The 17,806-nt window shown below is 75.7% G+C and carries 16 protein-coding genes; 12 read left to right on the top strand and 4 right to left on the bottom strand.

Going from position 1 to position 17,806, the window contains the following annotated elements:
• Positions 1-40 precede the first annotated feature (40 nt).
• The 4 genes from ACIOFR_RS05130 (at position 41) to ACIOFR_RS05115 (ending at position 2,311) form a co-directional block, all read left to right on the top strand.
• Positions 41-949, top strand: a complete 909-nt coding sequence (locus ACIOFR_RS05130; protein ID WP_400992549.1) for a hypothetical protein — start codon at positions 41-43, stop codon at positions 947-949.
• A gap of 189 nt (positions 950-1,138) precedes the next feature.
• Positions 1,139-1,405 (top strand): hypothetical protein, encoded by a 267-nt coding sequence (locus ACIOFR_RS05125; protein WP_371500857.1) that lies wholly within the window; start codon positions 1,139-1,141, stop codon positions 1,403-1,405.
• 144 nt (positions 1,406-1,549) lie between these two features.
• The gene (locus ACIOFR_RS05120; RefSeq protein ID WP_400992819.1) at positions 1,550-1,972 is read left to right on the top strand and encodes a YjbQ family protein; all 423 of its coding nucleotides are present in this window, start codon (positions 1,550-1,552) and stop codon (positions 1,970-1,972) included.
• A gap of 114 nt (positions 1,973-2,086) precedes the next feature.
• Complete coding sequence (locus ACIOFR_RS05115; RefSeq protein WP_400992547.1) at positions 2,087-2,311, top strand: hypothetical protein; 225 nt, start codon at positions 2,087-2,089, stop codon at positions 2,309-2,311.
• A 17-nt stretch (positions 2,312-2,328) separates the two neighbouring features.
• Here ACIOFR_RS05115 and ACIOFR_RS05110 read toward each other — a convergent pair whose 3' ends face one another.
• Together ACIOFR_RS05110 and ACIOFR_RS05105 are read right to left on the bottom strand one after the other, a co-directional pair.
• Positions 2,329-5,364 (bottom strand): AAA family ATPase, encoded by a 3,036-nt coding sequence (locus ACIOFR_RS05110; RefSeq protein ID WP_400992545.1) that lies wholly within the window; start codon positions 5,362-5,364, stop codon positions 2,329-2,331.
• Complete coding sequence (locus ACIOFR_RS05105; RefSeq protein ID WP_400992543.1) at positions 5,361-6,530, bottom strand: exonuclease SbcCD subunit D; 1,170 nt, start codon at positions 6,528-6,530, stop codon at positions 5,361-5,363. The genes ACIOFR_RS05110 and ACIOFR_RS05105 overlap by 4 nt, the downstream gene beginning before the upstream one ends.
• A gap of 405 nt (positions 6,531-6,935) precedes the next feature.
• Between ACIOFR_RS05105 and ACIOFR_RS05100 the strand changes: the two genes are divergently transcribed.
• The 3 genes from ACIOFR_RS05100 (at position 6,936) to ACIOFR_RS05090 (ending at position 9,025) form a co-directional block, all read left to right on the top strand.
• Positions 6,936-7,550: a hypothetical protein gene (locus ACIOFR_RS05100; RefSeq protein ID WP_400992541.1), complete on the top strand. Its 615-nt coding sequence runs from the start codon at positions 6,936-6,938 to the stop codon at positions 7,548-7,550.
• 74 nt (positions 7,551-7,624) lie between these two features.
• Complete coding sequence (locus ACIOFR_RS05095) at positions 7,625-8,002, top strand: glyoxalase (protein ID WP_400992539.1); 378 nt, start codon at positions 7,625-7,627, stop codon at positions 8,000-8,002.
• Positions 8,003-8,221: 219 nt separating this feature from the next.
• A complete protein-coding gene (locus tag ACIOFR_RS05090) occupies positions 8,222-9,025 on the top strand; it encodes an SGNH/GDSL hydrolase family protein (RefSeq protein WP_400992537.1) in 804 nt (267 codons plus the stop codon).
• A gap of 48 nt (positions 9,026-9,073) precedes the next feature.
• On the opposite strand, the gene ACIOFR_RS05085 is transcribed toward ACIOFR_RS05090, so the two are convergent.
• Positions 9,074-10,210 (bottom strand): polysaccharide deacetylase family protein, encoded by a 1,137-nt coding sequence (locus ACIOFR_RS05085; protein WP_400992535.1) that lies wholly within the window; start codon positions 10,208-10,210, stop codon positions 9,074-9,076.
• A gap of 146 nt (positions 10,211-10,356) precedes the next feature.
• Positions 10,357-12,177, bottom strand: coding sequence for an AMP-dependent synthetase/ligase (locus tag ACIOFR_RS05080; protein ID WP_400992533.1), 1,821 nt, complete (start codon positions 12,175-12,177; stop codon positions 10,357-10,359).
• A gap of 384 nt (positions 12,178-12,561) precedes the next feature.
• Here ACIOFR_RS05080 and ACIOFR_RS05075 point away from each other — a divergent pair, with 384 nt between their 5' ends.
• From ACIOFR_RS05075 to ACIOFR_RS05055, 5 genes are all read left to right on the top strand, one after another.
• Positions 12,562-15,345, top strand: a complete 2,784-nt coding sequence (locus ACIOFR_RS05075) for a nitrate- and nitrite sensing domain-containing protein (protein ID WP_400992531.1) — start codon at positions 12,562-12,564, stop codon at positions 15,343-15,345.
• The gene (locus tag ACIOFR_RS05070) at positions 15,342-15,758 is read left to right on the top strand and encodes a roadblock/LC7 domain-containing protein (protein ID WP_400992529.1); all 417 of its coding nucleotides are present in this window, start codon (positions 15,342-15,344) and stop codon (positions 15,756-15,758) included. The genes ACIOFR_RS05075 and ACIOFR_RS05070 overlap by 4 nt, the downstream gene beginning before the upstream one ends.
• Before the next feature lie 7 nt (positions 15,759-15,765).
• Complete coding sequence (locus ACIOFR_RS05065) at positions 15,766-16,203, top strand: DUF742 domain-containing protein (RefSeq protein ID WP_400992527.1); 438 nt, start codon at positions 15,766-15,768, stop codon at positions 16,201-16,203.
• Complete coding sequence (locus tag ACIOFR_RS05060; RefSeq protein ID WP_400992525.1) at positions 16,184-16,810, top strand: GTP-binding protein; 627 nt, start codon at positions 16,184-16,186, stop codon at positions 16,808-16,810. The genes ACIOFR_RS05065 and ACIOFR_RS05060 overlap by 20 nt, the downstream gene beginning before the upstream one ends.
• 343 nt (positions 16,811-17,153) lie before the next feature.
• Positions 17,154-17,801, top strand: coding sequence for a winged helix-turn-helix domain-containing protein (locus tag ACIOFR_RS05055; RefSeq protein WP_400992523.1), 648 nt, complete (start codon positions 17,154-17,156; stop codon positions 17,799-17,801).
• Positions 17,802-17,806: the final 5 nt, after the last annotated feature.

Below are 17,806 nucleotides of genomic sequence, written 5' to 3'. Positions count from 1 at the left end.
GGCTCCTATATTGACGCGAAGTCTCATAAAGGAGCTCCGGATGGGCCGGCCGACCCCCTCCGCCAGGCCGGTCAGCCCCGCCCTGAGACTCCTCGTGCTCGGTCCCCTCGCGGTCGCCGCCGGCGGTGTCTCCCTCGCCCTGACCTTCTTCGGCGGATCCACCGAGGACCTCTTCGCCTGGCGGATGTCCCCGGTCACCGCCGCCCTGCTCGCCGCCGGGTACGGCGGGTCCTGCGTCATGCTCGGTCTCGCCCTGCGCGCCCGGGCCTGGGAGAAGGTCCGGGTGGTCACCGCCGCGAGCGCGCTCCTGATGCTGCTGGTGCTCGGCGCCAGCCTGCTCGGCCACCGTACCCTCCACCTCTCCGGCGGCTCGCTGCCGGCCTTCGCCGCCGCCTGGGGCTGGCTCGGCGTCCACCTCGCCGCCCCGCTGCTCGGCCTGGTCGCCCTGGGCGCACAGTGGCGGGTCACCGGCGCGAAGCCGCCCCGCGCGCCCCGCCTGCCCTGGTGGGTCGCCGCCCCCGTCCTCTCCAGCGGCCTCACCGTCACCACCACCGGCCTCCTGCTGTACGCCCTGCCCGAGGCCGCCGTCCGGCGCTGGCCCTGGGAGGTCCGGCCGCTGGACGTCCGGGTGCTCGGTGCCTGGTGCCTGGCCTTCGGCTTCGCCCTGCTGCTCGGCTGGTGGGAGGCCGAGCTGCGCCGGGTGCGCGGCGGCATGGCCGCGCTGGTGGTCACCGGCCTGCTCGGGCTGGCCGGCCTGGTCCGCAACGGCGGGCGGATCGACTGGTGCGGCCCGGGCGCCTGGCTGGTGGTCCTGCTGCTCGCCGCCCTCGCCGGCCTCGGGCTCTCGGGCGTCGGGGTCTCCTGGCTGATCGATCCGCCGCAGCGGGCGGCCGGTCCGGAGGTCCAACTGCAGGAGGGCGCCGGGGTGCGCCCGGCGCGGTCCGCCTGACTCCGTGCAGGCCGGGGGCGTGAATCCCGGTTTCGATGCCTACTCGTGACCCAGGCCACTCGTACCTGGTGATGTGTCAGTTCCTGCCGCACGATACGGTGGCAGGACACCAGGACGGTTGCGCGGACTCCGTCTCACACGGATAGTCTTCGCCTCACGGCCCTGGCGCCTCGTAGGGGTGGGAAACTGATGGAACACATGCAAGTGCGGACGCGGCCACGCGTGCCCGCGGTCCAGTGCGGAGTCGGCACGACCGGCCGCCGGATCGAGCGGCACCTCGCCGTGCTGGGCGCACCCGCGCTCCCGGCGGTGGACACCGCCGAAGCGCTCGGACTGATAAGGGAGCTGACGCCGCGCGGCGCCGGCACCCCGGCCACGCCCCGGCGGGCGGCCCGGGTGCGGCTGCTGACCCCGCTGCGGCGGCTCCGGCGGAGTCTGTTCGGCAGCCGGGGCTGACCCCGGCGGGCCGACGGCCCGGGAGGCATGGCCGAGGAGTACCGGCCATGCCTCGCTCAGTCATGTCCGCAGCCGCTCCCGCCGTCGTCGCCACGCCGGACCGGGCGGTCCGGAGCCGGGCCGATGATCCGTCAGGATGGCGCCATGGCGGACAACTTCCACACCATCGTCTTCGAGATCACCACCGGCTCCGACGAGGCGGCCGTCGACATCACCGAGCGCTGCTCGGCCTTCCTGACGGGCGCGGCGGCCGGCCGCAGCGGGCTGCTCAACGTCTTCGTCCCGCACGCCACGGCGGGGGTCGCGGTGATCGAGACCGGCGCGGGCAGCGACCGCGACCTGCTCGCCACCCTGCGTGACCTGCTCCCGCCCGACGACCGCTGGCGGCACCGGCACGGCAGCCCCGGCCACGGACGGGACCACGTGCTGCCCGGGCTGGTCGCCCCGCACGCCACCCTCCCGGTGGTCAACGGACAGCTCGCGCTAGGCATCTGGCAGTCCGTGGTGCTGGTCGACACCAACGGCGACAACCCGCGGCGCTCGGTCCGGCTCTCCTTCCTGGGCTGAGCCCGCGGGCGGCGGGCCGCGACCCGCGATCCGCAGCCGGTGCCGTCCCGTCCCTCCCGTCCCGGCGGCCGGACGGGGTTTGCGGCGGCCGGGTGCGGCGGGTAGGAAGACGACATGACCACCGACCGGCCCGCTCCCGCCGACGCCGCCCCCTCGTGCGAGCTCGCGCCCGCCGGCGACCCGGCCCGCGGCCTGACCGCGCCCGCCGACGGGGCCGGGCCGCGCGCCGACTGCGTCCTGTGCGGGGAGCCCACCGAGTACCCGGCCGACCACCGCGGCAGCACCCTCTGCCCGGTCTGCACCTGGCAGCAGGCCCAGCGGATCGCCTGCTCGGGCTGACCGGCGGCGCCTGGCCGCTACCTGTCCTCCCGGCCCGCCAGCCGCAGGGTGGAGCCCTGCCGGTGCTTGCGCACCAGCAGCTGCGAGGGGATCCGGCTGCGCAGGTCGGCGACGTGACTGACGATGCCGACCGCCCGGTCCCGTTCCCGCAGGCCGTCCAGCACGTCCATCACCTCCTCCAGGGTGTGCTCGTCCAGGCTGCCGAAGCCCTCGTCGATGAAGAGGGTGTCCAGCGGCATCCCGCCCGCCTCGTCCGTCACCACGTCGGCCAGGCCGAGGGCGAGCGCCAGCGAGGCGAAGAAGCTCTCCCCGCCGGACAGCGTCGCGGTGTCCCGCTCGCTGCCCGTCCAGGCGTCGACCACCCGCAGCGACAGGCCGGAGCGCTTGTTCCCGGAGACCAGGCCGTCGCTGTGGACGAGCGTGTAGCGGCCGCCCGACATCCGCACCAGCCGGTCGCTGGCCGCCGCGGCGACCTGCTCCAGCCGGGCCGCCAGGACGTACGACTCCAGGCGCATCCGCAGCGCGTTGTCCGCGGGTGCCCCGGCCACCAGGCCGGCCAGCCGGCTGATCCGGCCGTACCGCTCCAGCGCCGGGGCCAGGGCGGCGGCCAGCTCGGTGAGCCGGGCGCCGATCCGGCCGAGCGCGAGGCACCGCTCCCGGGCCGCGCTGTCCTCGGCGGCGGCCCGGCGCAGCCGCTCGGTGGCCCGCAGCAGCTCCGCCTGGGCCAGCTCCTGGTCGACCGGCGGTTCGGCGGCCGCCGCCATCAGCTCCGGGTCGGCGAGCCCGGCCTCGGCGGCGGCCCGGTCGGCCTGGAAGCGCTCCAGCCGCTCGCGCAGCGCGGTGCGCTCGGTGGCGGGCAGGACGGCGGCGCCGGCCGCGTCGGCGTCGGCGAAACCGGCCGCCAGTGCGGCCTCCCGCAGCTCCCGTTCGGTCTCGGCCAGCCGCTCGGCGGCCTGCGCCGCGGTGTGGGCGGCGGCCAGCGCGGCGGCCACCGACTCCGCCAGCGCCGCGGTCCCGGCGGCCCGCGCGGCGACCGAGGGCGCGTCGCCCCGGGCGGCGGCGATCCGCTCGGCCAGGGTCTCGACCTCGGTGGCCAGCGCCTGCGTCCGGGCCGCCAGGGCGGCCGTCCGCTCGCCCGCCTCCCGGAGCCGCTGCTGCCTGCCCTGCTGCTCGCGGACCAGCTGGTCGATCCGCTGGGCGGTCTGGCCCAACCCGTCGGCGGCCCGCAGCGCCTCGGCCCTGGCCTGTCGGACCTCGGCCAGCTCGGCCGCGAGCGCGTCCCGGCCGAGGGTGCCGGCCGAGGCGGCGGCCGCGGACTCCTCGACCCGCAGGGCCGTCAGCGCCGCCTCGGCGCCGTCGTGCTCCTCCTCGGCCCGCCGCTGGGTGTCGCGGGCGCGCCGTTCGTCCGCCGCGGTCACCGGTTCGCCGGCCGGGCGGGCCGGCGCCGGGTGCTCGGCGGAGCCGCAGACCCGGCAGGCCTCGCCGGGGTGCAGGGCGCCGGCGAGCTCGGCGGCCATTCCGGCCAGCCGCCGTTCCTGGAGGTCGAGGGTGCGGGCGCGGGCGTCCTGGGCCAGGGTGCGCAGGTCGAGCACGGTGTGCTCGGCGGTGGCGATCCGGGCGCGCAGGGCGTCCCGGCGCTCGGCGGCGGCGAGCCGGTCGGTCAGGTCGGCGCGGCGGCCGTCCAGGTGCTCGACCCGGGACTCGGCAGCGCGGGCGGCGGCCTGCTCCTCCTGGAGGGCCTTCAGCCGGCCGTCGTAGTCGACCAGCCAGTCCTGGGCCTCCTCGGCCAGCTCCTCGGCGCGGGCCCGCTCGGCGGCCAGCCCGGCGAGCTCGCCGGTCAGCTCGGACCGCCGCCGTTCGTCGGCCCGCGCGGCCTCCAGCCGGCCGAGCTCGGCCCGCAGCCGGTGCTCGGCCCCGGCCAGGCCGGTCGGGGACGCCTCGCGCAGGCCGCCGTCGAGCGGCAGCGCGGACCGCCGGACGCGGTCGTCGTCGGTGGCGGTGCGCAGTGCGGCCGAGGCGGTCGCCCGCAGGCGCAGCAGGGTCTCCACGCCCACCGCGGCCTGTGCGGCCGCCAGCCGTTCCTGCTCGCCCGCCAGTTCGGCCGCCCGGGTGGCCAGGGCGGCGGCCGCGACGGCGGCCGCGCGGTGCCGGCGCTGGCGGTCGGCGAGCCCGGCCGCGCGCTGGCGGCGCTGCTGGGCCGCGGTGTGCGCCAGCTCGGCGCCGGCCAGTCCGCTCCCGGCGACGGCCAGCTGCTCGGCGGCGCCGACCCGCAGGACGGCCGCCCAGGCCAGCACGGCGTCGGTCAGCCCGGCGGAGCCGTCCGCCGGGCCGTCCTCGGCGGGCAGCCACTCCTCGGCCGGCTCGGCCAGCGGGCCGGCCGCCTCCTCGGCGCGGGCCGCGAGGTCGCGCAGCCGCCGGCGGCCGTCGCGGACGGCGGCCTCCTGCTGCTGGCGCTGCTCGGCCAGCCAGCGTTCCAGCAGCTCGAAGCGGCGGGTGTCGAAGAGCCGGCCGAGGAGCTCGGCGCGCTGCTTGGAGTCGGCGCGCAGGAAGCGCGCGAAGTCGCCCTGCGGCAGCAGCACCACCTGGCAGAACTGGTCCCGGCTCATGCCGACGAGCTGCCGGATCTCCTCGCCGGCCTCCTGGTGCGACGTGCTCAGCGCCTGCCAGAGCGGCGCTCCGCCCGCCGGGTCGGCGACCGCCTCGCGCAGCAGCGTGCGCGGCTTCTCGACCGTCCAGCCGGTGCCGCGGCGCTTGGGCCGGCGCTGTTCGGGGCTGCGGGTGATCTCCAGCCGCCGCCCGCCGAGGGTCAGTTCGAGGCGGACCTCGGTGAGCCGGTCCGGATCGGCGTGGTCGCTGCGCAGCGGATTGCCCTTGCGGGCCCCGGGCACCTCGCCGTACAGGGCGAAGCAGACCGCGTCCAGCACGCTGCTCTTGCCGGCGCCGGTGGCACCGCGCAGCAGGAAGAGCCCGGTGTCGGCGAGCCGGTCGAAGTCGACCCGCTCGGTGCCGGCGAACGGGCCGAACGCGGTGACGGTCAGGTGGTGGAGTCTCACCGGCTCTCCTCCCGGGCTCGTTCGGTGCTCCGCCGGACCGACTCCAGGCCCTCGACCAGCCAGGCGTGCTCCGCCGCGTCGACCGGCCGGCCGGCCCGGACGTGCCGGACGAACCCCTCGGCGACCTCCAGATCGCTGCGGCCGCTGACCCGGGCCGCGTACGAGAGGGTGCCGTCGGCCTCGCCGCCCTCCGGCTCGAACAGCAGCTGCAGGGCGTGCGGGAAACGCCGGCGCAGCTCCTCCATGGGCTGGGCCGGGCGGACCGGGTCGGTCAGCACGGCCTGCACCCAGGACTGCTCGTGCGGGGTGTGCCGGGGGTCGGCGAGCAGCTCGGCGAGGGTGCCGCGGAGCCGGGCCAGCGGCCGGGGCACCGGGCAGTCGATCCGTTCGGCGGCCACCGAGCCGTCGGCGGCCAGGTCGACCAGCCACATCGACTTGCGGTGGTGCTCCTCGGAGAAGGAGTACGCGAGCGGGGAGCCGCTGTAGCGCAGGTGCGGGGCGAGGGTCTGGCTGCCGTGCAGGTGGCCGAGGGCCGCGTAGTGGACCCCGTCGAAGACCGAGGCGGGCACGCTCGCCACCCCGCCCACCGTGATGTCGCGCTCGCTGTCGCTGGCCTCGCCGCCGGTGACGAAGGCGTGCGCCAGCACCACCGCCCGGGTGCCGGCCTCCCGGCCGGCCAGGTCGGCGCGGACGGCGTCCATGGCGGCGCCGAGGACCCGGTCGTGCCCGCCGCGGTCGAGGCCGAAGCGCTCCCGGACGAGCGCGGGCTCCAGGTACGGCAACCCGTACACGGCCACCGGGCCGTGCTCGTCGGCGAGCAGGACGGGGACGGCGCAGCCGTCCGGGTCGGTGCGCAGGTGGATGCCGGCGCGGTCGATCAGCCGGGAGGCGACGCCGAGCCGCCGGGCCGAGTCGTGGTTCCCGCTGATGAACACCGTGGGCACGCCGAGGCCGGCCAGCCGGACGAGCACGTCGTCGAAGAGCGCCACGGCGTCCAGGCCGGGCAGCGCGCGGTCGTAGACGTCGCCGGCGACCAGGACGGCCTCGACCCGCTCCGCGCGGACCACCTCGACCAGGTGGTCCAGGAAGGCGCGCTGGGCCTCGTGCAGGCTCTCGCGGTGGAACGAACGGCCGAGGTGCCAGTCCGAGGTGTGCAGCAGCCTCACGCCACCGCCTCCGCCCGCATGCCCGCCACGCCCTGCTCCCTCTCGATCACCGGCCGGCACGGGGACCGGCCGACCAGCACCGAGTATCACAGGAACCACCGACAGGCCGGGCGGTTCCGGGACGATCGGGGCGATCGCGGCCGGGGTTCGGTAGGGTCCCCGCACGCGGGCGGCCCGGGGTGCCGGACCCGCCCGGCCGGCTCCGGTGCGCGCGGGCCGGGGGCCGGGGGCGGCCCGGCCGTGCCCCGGGCGGCGGCCAGGACTGTTCATCGACCGTCTGTTCGGGGAAGATCAACAGGCGGAGTGCGAGGCGGGCCCGCCGAGCCCACTCCGTGGCCCGGCGCCGGTCGCGGCCCCACCGACCGCCGGCCGCCGAGCCCGCGACCCGAGCCCGAAGGGAGACGCATGGGCCGCATCGAGTACAGCGCGGAGATCTCCGACCTGCTCGGCCGCGTGCGGCGTCGCCCGACGGCCGGCTGGCCGTGGCGGCCCGGGGAGCCGGTACCGGCGGGCCTTCCGGTGAAGCAGTCCTGGGGCTGGCTGTTCGCCCCGGACGGGCGGGTGCTCACCCTGGTCAACCCGAAGGACGGCATCGTCAGCCTGCCCGGCGGCTCGCTGGAGCCGGAGGACCTCGGCGACCCGGGCGCCGCGCTGGCCCGCGAGTCGGCCGAGGAGGCGCAGGCGGAGATCGGCCGGCCGCACTACCTCGGTTACCTGTACGACCGGGTCGGTTCGGCCAACGGCGGGCACGAGTGCGCCCGGGTCCGGATGGCGGCGGCGCTGCACCGGGTCGGCCCGACGGCACCGGACCCGGCATCCGGGCGGCACTACCGGCGGCTGCTGGTCGCGCCCGGACTGGCGGTCGAGCTGCTGGGGTGGGGCGCGCCGGGGCTGCGGCAGGCGCGGGCCGCGGTGGCGTGCGCCGTCGGCCGGCTGGGCGTGCCCGCCGTGGCCGACGAGACCATCGAGGAGCTGCCGACGGCCGGCTGCCGCTTCCCCGACGCCGGGCCGGCCCGCTGACGCCGTGCGCTCTGGCACGATGGCGGGCGCGCCCGCCGTGGTGCGCCCGCCGCCGAGCCCGGGAGCCGACCGCCGTGACCAGTCCCGCCGCCGAGCCCGGCCTCTTCCACCACGTCGAACTGTGGGTCGACGACCTGGCCGTGGCCGAGGCGCAGTGGGGCCCGGTGCTCCTGGCGCTCGGCTGCGAGCCGTTCCAGCACTGGGCGAACGGGCGCAGCTGGCGGCTCGGCCGTGCGTACCTGGTGTTGGAGCAGTCCCCGGCGCTGCTCCCCGGCGGCCACCAGCGGCTCCGGGCGGGCCTCAACCACCTGGCGGTGCACGGTTCGCGGGCGGCGGTGTCGGCGGCGCTGTCGGCCGGCTGGCGGCTGCGGGTGGACACCGGTGAGGCGGTGCACCTGATCGACGCTCAGGGCTTCGAGCTGGAGATCGTTCTGTCGCCGCGCACGGCCTGACGGAAATTCAGGATCCCGTTTCTGGGAGCCCGCTGACGGTTCGCTGAAAACCCGGCGGCCGGCGCTCTGACCTCGACCGAACGTCAACTTCCCGGTGTTCGGGCGCCGCTGGGAAAAAATTCATCCTTCGCGCGAGGGCAACTTTGGCATGACCACTATCCGGGTCGGCTACCGGCTGGTATCCAGAATGTGACCCACATCACTCTCCCGGAGGTGCTCATGCGCCGTGTCCGTAGCCGTGCCCTGCCCGCAGCCCTGACGGCGGTCCTGCTCTCGCTCGCCACCCTGGCCGCCGCCACCGACGCCGGTGCGGCGGGCGCCCGGTACGCCGCACTCGGTGACTCCTACTCCGCCGGCGTGGGCGCCGGCAGCTACCTGGGCGACAGCGGCAGCTGCAAGCGGAGCACCAACGCGTACCCGTACCTGTGGAAGAACGCCCACGGGCCGTCCGCCTTCTCGTTCGTGGCGTGCTCGGGCGCGCGCACCGGCGACGTCCTCAACAACCAGCTCTCGGTGCTGGACTCCTCCACCACGCTGGTCAGCATCACCATCGGCGGCAACGACGCCGGCTTCGCCGACACCATGCAGACCTGCGTGCTGAACAGCGAGAGCGCCTGCCTGAGCGCCGTCGCCGCGGCGAAGAACTACGCCACCACCACGCTGCCCGGCAAGCTGGACCAGGTCTACACCGCGATCCACAGCAAGGCGCCCAACGCCCACGTGGTGGTGCTCGGTTACCCGCACCTCTACAAGATCGGCGGCAGCTGCATCTTCGGCATCGGCGACACCAAGCGCGCGGCCATCAACGGCGCCGCCGACACGCTCGACGACGTGATCGCCAAGCGGGCCGCCAACGCGGGCTTCACCTTCGAGGACGTCAGAGGCCTCTTCACCGGTCACGAGATCTGCGCGAGCGGCACGGTGTGGCTGAACAGCACCACCCTCCCGGTCGACGAGAGCTACCACCCGAAGGCGGCCGGGCAGTCCGGCGGTTACCTCCCGGCCTTCACCGCCGGGGTCTGAGCGGCCGTGGGGGAGCGGCCGTGGCCGGCCGCTCCCCCCGTGGCCCGGTCAGCGCAGGTGGTCCACCAGCCCGGCGGGACGCAGCCCGGCCGCCTCGGCGGCGTCCAGCGCCCGCCGGAGGTCGTCCGCGAGGCTGTCGGTGAAGTGCAGCAGCACCACGTCGCCGGGGAGCAGCGCGCCGCCGTGGTAGACGGTCGAGCGGCCCCAGCTGAAGTCGGCGGTGGCGGTCAGCACGTACCGGATCCCGCAGGCGGCGGCGGCCCGCAGGGTGTCGGCGTTCCAGGCCAGGTAGGGCGGTCGGAAGACGGTCGGCGCGGTGCCGAACCGCCGTACCTGGGCGTCCCGGGCGTCGCAGATCTCGGCCTGCTGCTCCGCCGCCGGGAGCGTGCTCAGGTCGCGGTGCGAGACGCTGTGGTCCTGGATCGAGGAGCCCGGCGCGGCGGTGACCCGACGGAAGTACCCGGGCTGGTTGCCCGCGGCCATCGGCAGCGGGAAGACCGTCACGGGCAGTCGCCGGTCGGCGATCAGCCGGGCCGCCTCGTCGGTGGGCTGCCAGCCGTCGTCGACGGTGAGGAAGACCACCCGGTCCTCGGTCGGGACGTTCCAGGTGGCCACCGCGGGCGCCGGGGCGGCGCCGGTCAGCTCCACGTCGTCGGCCGCGAACGCGCCCTGGCCGTACCAGCCGTGGAGGTGGAGCCGGACGCTGGTGGTGCCGGCGCCGGTGGTGAACCCGGTGGTGAGCCGATGCCAGCCGTCGCCGGTGCCCGCCGTCCAGGCGGGGGCGTCGTCGTGGCCGGTGCCGGTGGCGCCGAGGAAGACGTACGAGCCGCGCACCCACGCCGACAGCGCGTAGTGCGAGCCGGGCCGCACGGAGACGGTCTGGGAGCACTCTCCGGTGGAGTCGGCGGCGGACGGCGTCACGGCCAGTGCCGAACTCCCGGCGTGGGCGGCGGTGGTGAGGACGGCCTCGGCCGGTCCGCAGGTCCAGCCGGGGACCGAACCCGGGTCGGCGAGCGGCAGGGTGGGGATCTCGAAGCCGGGATTGGTGGCCAGGTTGGTGACCGGGTCGGTGACCGGGGCGGTGCCGGTGGCCGGTACGGCCGGGGCGGCCGGTGCGGCGAGGCCGAGCACGGCCAGGGCGGCGGCCGCCGCGCAGGCCGCGACCCGACGCAGGGTGGTGGACACGGAGCAACTCCTGTGTGGGGGAGGAGAGACGGTTGCTCCCGGAGGGGCGGGAGTGGGGTCGGCAGGCCGCACCCGGACCGAGGCCACACAATGGACTGGACCAGTCACCCCGTCAAGACCGCCGGCCGGCACCGCCGTCCGGCGGATCAGCCGGTGTAGAGCTCCTCGATGTCCGAGGCGTACCGCTGCACGATCGCGTGCCGGCGCAGCTTCAGGGACGGGGTGAGCAGACCGTCCTCCAGGCTGAACTCGGTGGGCAGCATCCGGAAGGCGCGGATCGACTCGGCCCGGGACACCGTGGTGTTGGCGGCCGCCACCGCGCGCTGGACCTCGGCGTGCAGGTCCGGGTCGGTCAGCGAGGCCCACGGGTCGAGCTGCTCGCGGCCGCGGGTCTTCTGCCAGTGCGCCAGGGCCTGCGGGTCCAGGGTGATCAGGGCCGCCACGTACGGCCGGTTGTCGCCGACCACCAGGCACTGGGCCACCAGCGGGTGGGAGCGGACGCGCTCCTCCAGGGCGAACGGCGCCAGGTTCTTGCCGCTGCTGGTGACGATCAGCTCCTTCTTGCGCCCGGTGATGGTGAGGTAGCCGTCCTCGTCCAGCGAACCGAGGTCGCCGGTGCCCAGCCAGCCGTCGTACAGCGCCTCCTCGGTGCAGGAGGGGTGGTTGAGGTAGCCGGCGAAGACGGTGCCGCCGCGCACCCAGACCTCGCCGTCCTCGCCGATCGCGATGCTGGTGCCCGGGATCGGCGGCCCGACCGTGCCGAACCTGGGCCGGTCGGGCGGGGCGACGGCCACCGCGGCGGTGGTCTCGGTCAGCCCGTACCCCTCGTAGACGGTGATCCCCACGCCGGAGAAGAACAGCCCCAGTTCGCGGCTGAGCGAGGAGCCGCCGCACATCGCGTTGCGCACCCGCCCGCCCAGGACGGCGCGCAGCCGCTGGTACACCATCCGGTCGTAGGCGGCGTGGCGGATCCGCAGCGCCGCGCTGGGCCCCGGACCCCGGCCGAGGCCGCGCTGCTCGCGGGCGGTGGCCCAGGCGACGGCCACCTCGGAGGCCTGCTCGAAGAGGTCGAGCCGCCCGCTGCTCTCGGCGTTCTCCCGGGCCCGCTGGTGGATCTTCTCGAAGATGTACGGCACGGCGTGCAGGAAGCTCGGCCGGAACGAGGCCAGCGCGGGCAGCAGCGAGTCGGCCGAGAGCCTGCCGTGGTGGCCGATCCGGATCCCGCCGCGGATCGCGGCGACCTGCACCACCCGGCCGTAGACGTGCGCGAGCGGGAGGAAGAGGAGGACGGCGGGGGGCGCCCCGCCGCCGTCGCGGATCACCTCGCCCCAGCCGGTGAGCAGGGTGTCCGCCTCGGCCGCGAAGTTGGCGTGGGTGAGCAGGCAGCCCTTCGGACGCCCGGTGGTGCCCGAGGTGTAGATGACGGTGGCCACGCTGTCGGGTCCGACGGCGAGCCGCTGGCGGTGCACCAGGGCGTCCGGCACGCTGCGGCCGTCCTCCATCAGCGCCGCCACGCAGCCGCGGTCGAGCTGCCAGATGCCGGTGAGGTCGGGCAGCGCGTCGCAGATCGCGCCGATCGTCATCGCGTGGTCCTCGTCCTCCACCACGCAGGCGACGGCCTGGGTCTCGGCCAGGATCCAGCGGACCTGCTCGGCGGCGGCGGTCGGGTAGACCGGCACCGGGATCGCGCCGACGGACCACAGCGCGTAGTCGAAGAGCGTCCACTCGTACCGGGTGCTGGACATCACCGCGACCCGGTCGCCGTACCGCACCCCCCGGGTGAGCAGTCCCTTGGCGAGGGCCAGCACCTCGTCGCGGAAGCGGGCGGCGGTCACCGGCTGCCAGCCGTCGCGCAGCCAACGGGACAGCTGGACGAGGGAAGGGGTCCGCTCCGCGACGTCGTAGACGCTGTCGGCGAGGCCGCCGGTCGCCGCCTCGGCCAGGGCCGGGCTGCTGAACTCGCGCACGCTGCCCCCGATCCGACGGTCCGAGCGGTCGCCCGTCCCGGGGTGGGCCGGGGCCTGCCGGGGCGGACTGGAGCGAAGGTACCGGATCGCCGGATCGCTGCCCAGAGCTGCTGCCGACCTGATCGCGATCGGCACGTGCCAACCTCCGCAGCCCCTCGGAGTGCAGCGGGGCGAACGCGCCATCAGGGGCAAAAGGGGATGATCCGGACAGCCGTGAAGGCAATGGATATTCACCCTTCGAACAGGTGGTCAGGGAGTAGTAAGCTCACGCAGATCCAACGGCCCGGCCCCGTCGCCGGACCGATCCCACCCGCCCCGCGAGGCAGCCCCGGCCGCCCCGCCCGCACCCCTGTCCGCGCCTGGCCCACCCCTCCCGAGGACCCCATGCGTCTGCGCAGCAGCTCGATCCGCGCGAGGATCATCGCGTTGCTCATGGTGCCCATCGTGGCGCTGACCGGGTTGTGGGTGTACGCGACACTGGTCACCACGTGGGACGTCTGGGGGCAGCTCGACGTCAGCGCCACCTACCGGGCCTTCGGCGGCCCCTCCGACCAGTACGTGCACGACCTCCAGGCCGAGCGCTGGGCCGCCGTGATGCGGGTGGCCGACCGCGGCTCCCGGACCACCGCCGACGCCTACCAGGCGGCCCAGGCCGCCACCGACCGCGACCTGCAGACGCTGCGCGCCATGGTCGACGGCGCCGACGCCGGCCGGCTCGACACCGACCAGCGGCGCAAGTTCCGCGACGTGCTGAGCATGTCCGAGCAGCTGCCCGGCATCCGCAGCCGTGCCAACCAGGGCCGGGACGGCTGGGAGACCGTCATCACCGACTACGGCGGCCTGGTCCAGCCGGTCTTCACCTTCCGGTCCTCCTTCGTCGCCACCCAGGCCGGCTCGCTCGCCCGCCAGGGCACCGTCCTGGTCGAGCTGACCCGCGCCCGCGAGTTCCTCTCCCAGGAGGCGGTCGCGATGGAGGCGCTCCAGCTCACCGCGAACCCGGACGACCGCAAGGTGCAGGCGGCCCTGGACTACCAGCACAGTCAGCAGGCCCTGTACCGGATCTACCTGCCCGAGCTGGACCCGCAGGACCAGGGCGACTTCCGCGTCCTTCAGGGCGGCATCGACTGGACCACGATCGTCCGCGCCGAGCGCGCCTTCGAGGAGGCCGACAGCCGGATCCGCGAGGTCAAGAGCAACACCGACGACCCCTGGCGCGAGAACGCCGACCGGGTCCTGGCCGACCTCGCCAGCCTGAACAGCCGGCTGGACGCCGCCAACGGCGACCGTGCCCGGTCCTACGCGGTCAACTCGCTGGTGCGCGGCGGCATCGCCGGCGCCGTCGGCCTGGGCGCCGTGGTCGCCTCGATCCTCATCTCCTACCGGATCGGCCGCAAGCTCGCCCGCGAGCTGGTCTCTCTGCGCAACGCCGCGCTGGACATGTCCGGCAACCGGCTGCCCTCGGTCATGCTCCGGCTGCGCCGCGGCGAGAGCGTGGACACCTCCGCCGAGGTGCTCCAGCTCAACTTCGGCAACGCCGAGATCGGCCAGGTCGGCCGGGCCTTCAACGAGGTCCAGCGGGTCGCCGTCGAGGCCGCGGTCGAGCAGGCCGAACTGCGCCGCGGCGTCTCCGCGGTCTTCGTCAACCTCGCCCGCCGCAGCCAGGTGCTGCTGCACCGCCAGCTCACCCTGCTGGACACCATGGAACGGCGCACCGAGGACCCGGCGGAGCTGGAGGACCTGTTCCGGCTGGACCACCTGACCACCCGCATGCGCCGCCACTCCGAGGGTCTGATCATCCTCTCCGGCGGCTCGCCCGGCCGGGCCTGGCGCAAGCCGGTGCGGATGGTCGACGTGGTGCGGGCCGCCGTCGGCGAGGTCGAGGACTACGCCCGGGTGATCGTCCGGCCGTTCCCGGGCACCGGCCTGCTGGGCAGCTCGGTCGCGGACGTCACCCACCTGATCGCCGAGCTGGTCGAGAACGCCGCGGTGTTCTCCCCGCCGCACACCCAGGTGACGGTGCAGGGCGAGGTCGTCGCGCACGGCTTCTGCCTGGAGATCGACGACCGCGGTCTCGGCCTCAGCGAGCAGGCCCTCCAGGACATCAACCAGCGGCTCGCGGTGGAGCAGGAGTTCGACCTCGCCGACACCGACCGGCTCGGGCTGTTCGTGGTCAGCCGGCTGGCCCGGCGGCACGGCATCCGGGTCCACCTGCGCCCCTCGCCGTACGGCGGCACCTCGGCCGTGGTGCTGATCCCGCGCGAGCTGCTCGCCGAGGCGACCGAGCTCTCGGTCGACCAGGTGCCGGCCCAGCACGCCCCGGCCCCGGCCGGCGACGGCGGGCACGGACGGGCCGCGGCCGCCCCGATCGGCGGCGACGAGCCGGTCCGCGGCGCGCCCCGGCGGGTCGGCGGCGGCCCCAGGCCCTCGCCGGTCCAGCCCGCCAGCACCCCCGGCGGGCTGCCGCGGCGCCGGCCGGGCGGCGGACCGGTCCTGGTCCCGGCGGACGGGGCCACCGGCCGCCACCGCCGCACGGACAGCCCGGTCGAGGAGCACCCGGTGCCCACCAGCCCCGCGCACGCCGCCCCGCCGGTGGCCGGCGGCCTGCTGCCGCGGCGGGTCCGGCAGGCCAACCTGGCGCCGCAGCTCAAGGACCAGGCCGCCACCGCGGAGCCGGCCGAGCCGGCCCGTGAGCGCTCGCCCGAGGAGGCCAGGGCCACCTTCGCCTCCTTCCAGCGGGGCTTCCAGCGCGGCCGGGGCGACCGGCTCCAGCCGGCCTCCCTGACGGTCGTCCGCGAGCAGCCCGAGGAGGCCGGCGCGGCCCCCGCCGGCCGGCCGGCCCGACCCCCCGAGCGGCTTCCCGGTCCGCCCCGGCTCCGGATCGCGCTCCCCTCGGCCCCGGTGCCGTACGCGCTCCCGGCGGCCCCCGCCAGGGCGGCGGTCCCGCAGCCGTCCGGGCCGACTCCGGCCGAGCCCGTCCCGCCCGCGGCCCCCGCGCCGCCCACGGCATCCGCACAACCCGTAGCATCCGCACCACCTGCACGACCCGCACGACCCGCACGACGCGTTCGACCCGCACCACCCGTACGAGCGGCAGAACCCGTACGGCCCGCACCACCTGCTCCCGCAGCACCCGCACAATCCGCACCGGCGGAAGGAACCGAATCATGACCGCAACAGCACGGCCGTCCGGGGACCTCGACTGGCTCCTGGACGAACTGGTGGGCCGGGTGGCGACCCTGAGGCATGCGGTGATCCTCTCCAGCGACGGGCTGGCCACCGGGGTGTCCAGCGGCCTCGGCCGCGAGGACGCCGAGCACCTGGCCGCCGTGGCGGCCGGCTTCCACAGCCTCGCCAAGGGCGCCGGACGACACTTCCAGGTCGGCGGCGTGCGCCAGACCATGGTCGAGCTGGACGAGGCCTTCCTGTTCATCACCGCCGCCGGCGACGGCAGCTGCCTGGCCGTGCTGGCCGACGCGGAGTCCGACGTCGGCCAGATCGCCTACGAGATGGCCCTGCTGGTGAAGCGGGTCGGCGAGCACCTGTCCGCCGAGCCGCGGACCGAGACCCCGCCGGGGAGATGAGGGACCGATGAGCACCGAGGACGCCGACACCGAGCCCGCGCTGGACCTGTTCGCGCCCCGCACTCCCGTGGACGACCGCTGGTTCGACGACGACGCGGGCCCGGTGGTGCGGCTGTTCTCGATGACCGGTGGCCGGGCCCGGCCCGCCGACGACGGCCTGTTCGACCTGATCTCCCTGGTCACCGCGGTCAGTGGGGCCGAGCAGGCCGCCGTCGACCACCCGCTGGCGCCCGAGCACCACGCCATCCTGGGGCTCTGCCGCGACGAGCCGTTGAGCGTCGCGGAGCTGGGCTCCTACACCGACCTGCCGGTCAGCGTCGTCCGGGTCCTGCTCGGGGACCTGAACGACGCCGGGCTCGTCGACGTCACCCGACCCGTCCAGCTCGCCCAACTCCCGGACGAGCGCCTGCTGCGAGACGTGATCAATGGCCTCCGCGCACTCTGAGACAGCCGCCGCCCCCACCACCGGCTCCGACCCCGCCCCGCAGGGGCCCTGGGGGAGCACCGCGCTGAAGATCCTGGTGGCCGGCGGCTTCGGCGTCGGCAAGACCACCCTGGTCGGCGCGGTCAGCGAGATCCGGCCGCTGCGCACCGAGGAGCAGCTGAGCGAGCTCGGCCGCCCGGTCGACGACACCCACGGCGTGGAGGCCAAGCGCACCACCACGGTCGCCATGGACTTCGGCCGGATCGACCTGCGGCCCGGCCTCGCGCTCTACCTGTTCGGCACGCCCGGCCAGGACCGCTTCTGGTTCGTCTGGGACGAACTGGCCCGCGGCGCGCTCGGTGCCGTGGTACTGGCCGACACCCGCCGGCTGGCCGACTGCTTCCCCTCGGTCGACTTCTTCGAACGGCGCCGGATCCCCTTCCTGGTCGCGGTGAACTGCTTCGAGGGCACCGAGTCCTACGCGCCCGACGACGTCCGCACCGCGCTCGACCTCGACCCCGAGGTGCCCGTGCTGCTCTGCGACGCCCGCAGCCGCGAGGACGGCAAGGAGCTGCTGATCCGGCTGGTCGAGCACGCCGCCGACCGGGTCCGGGCCGCCCGCGGATGACCGCTCGGGGCCGGCAACGGCCGGGAACGGCCGGTCAGGTCCGTTGTCCGGCCGGACCGGACGAAAAGGGGACGGGCCGGGCGAGGTCCGGCCCGAGGGGGCGCAGGACCGCGTTCATCTGGTTGAATGGCCCCATGAATCGTGTCGAGGACAGCGCTGAGGGTCGTTTCGACCTTGAGCCGTTTTGGCCGTCCCGACAGCCGCACCTCTTCGACCAGACGTGTCCGGGTTCACCCCGCGCGTCCCGGCGCTCCGCGGCCTGACTCTCCGTCAGCCCGCCTGCACGGCCCGGTTCGACGCGCAGACGCTCCCACCCAGTCGTCACGCGCGAAAGAGCGGCACCATGTCTTCTTCCACGGCCACCCTGCCCGTCCCCTCCGCGACCCCGCACCTGCGCGCGGTCCGGTCCGTCCCGTCGAGCGCCGACCGCCGGCGCGAGCCCGTCCATCCGACCCGCTCCGCCGCGCCCGCCGGTCCGGTCCCGCCGGCCGGTCCGGCCGGGCTGACCGGTCTGCCGGAGGGCGCACTGGTCGCGGCGCTCCCGCACTCCGTGCTCCCGCAGAGCCTGCTCGCCCAGTACGGTGCCCAGTTGGGCGCCGCCGCCGGGCACCCGCTGGTCGGCTACCTGGTGCTGGTCCCGGCCGAGCCGGAGCCCGCCCCCGCGGCGGCCGCCCCGCCGAGGCCCGCCACGCCGCCCGCCGCCCACGGCATCAGCGTGGACCCGGACCGGCGCAACGCCCACGTCGACGGCCGGCCCCTCGACCTCACCTACCTGGAGTTCGAACTGCTGGCCCACCTCACCCAGCACCCGCACCGGGTGCACACCCGTGACCACCTGGTCTCCGCCGTCTGGGGCTACGGCCACGTCGGCGACGGCCGGACGGTCGACGTGCACGTGGCGCGGCTGCGCCGCAAGCTCGGCGCGGCCTACCGCGACAGCATCGTGACGGTCCGCCGGGTGGGCTACAAGTACTCCCCGTCCGCGGCCTGAACGGC

This window comes from Kitasatospora sp. NPDC088346 (genome assembly GCF_044740765.1).
In the GTDB taxonomy this organism is placed as follows: domain Bacteria; phylum Actinomycetota; class Actinomycetes; order Streptomycetales; family Streptomycetaceae; genus Kitasatospora.
Note: the sequence above shows the minus strand (reverse complement) of the source record. Positions and strands in the feature narration are given on the sequence as shown.

Coding starts and splice junctions, on each gene's coding strand:
- ACIOFR_RS05130 (WP_400992549.1), top strand. CDS start 41: ATGGGCCGGCCGACCCCCTCCGCCAGGCCGGTCAGCCCCGCCCTGAGA.
- ACIOFR_RS05125 (WP_371500857.1), top strand. CDS start 1,139: ATGGAACACATGCAAGTGCGGACGCGGCCACGCGTGCCCGCGGTCCAG.
- ACIOFR_RS05120 (WP_400992819.1), top strand. CDS start 1,550: ATGGCGGACAACTTCCACACCATCGTCTTCGAGATCACCACCGGCTCC.
- ACIOFR_RS05115 (WP_400992547.1), top strand. CDS start 2,087: ATGACCACCGACCGGCCCGCTCCCGCCGACGCCGCCCCCTCGTGCGAG.
- ACIOFR_RS05100 (WP_400992541.1), top strand. CDS start 6,936: ATGGGCCGCATCGAGTACAGCGCGGAGATCTCCGACCTGCTCGGCCGC.
- ACIOFR_RS05090 (WP_400992537.1), top strand. CDS start 8,222: ATGCGCCGTGTCCGTAGCCGTGCCCTGCCCGCAGCCCTGACGGCGGTC.
- ACIOFR_RS05075 (WP_400992531.1), top strand. CDS start 12,562: ATGCGTCTGCGCAGCAGCTCGATCCGCGCGAGGATCATCGCGTTGCTC.
- ACIOFR_RS05070 (WP_400992529.1), top strand. CDS start 15,342: ATGACCGCAACAGCACGGCCGTCCGGGGACCTCGACTGGCTCCTGGAC.
- ACIOFR_RS05065 (WP_400992527.1), top strand. CDS start 15,766: ATGAGCACCGAGGACGCCGACACCGAGCCCGCGCTGGACCTGTTCGCG.
- ACIOFR_RS05060 (WP_400992525.1), top strand. CDS start 16,184: ATGGCCTCCGCGCACTCTGAGACAGCCGCCGCCCCCACCACCGGCTCC.
- ACIOFR_RS05055 (WP_400992523.1), top strand. CDS start 17,154: ATGTCTTCTTCCACGGCCACCCTGCCCGTCCCCTCCGCGACCCCGCAC.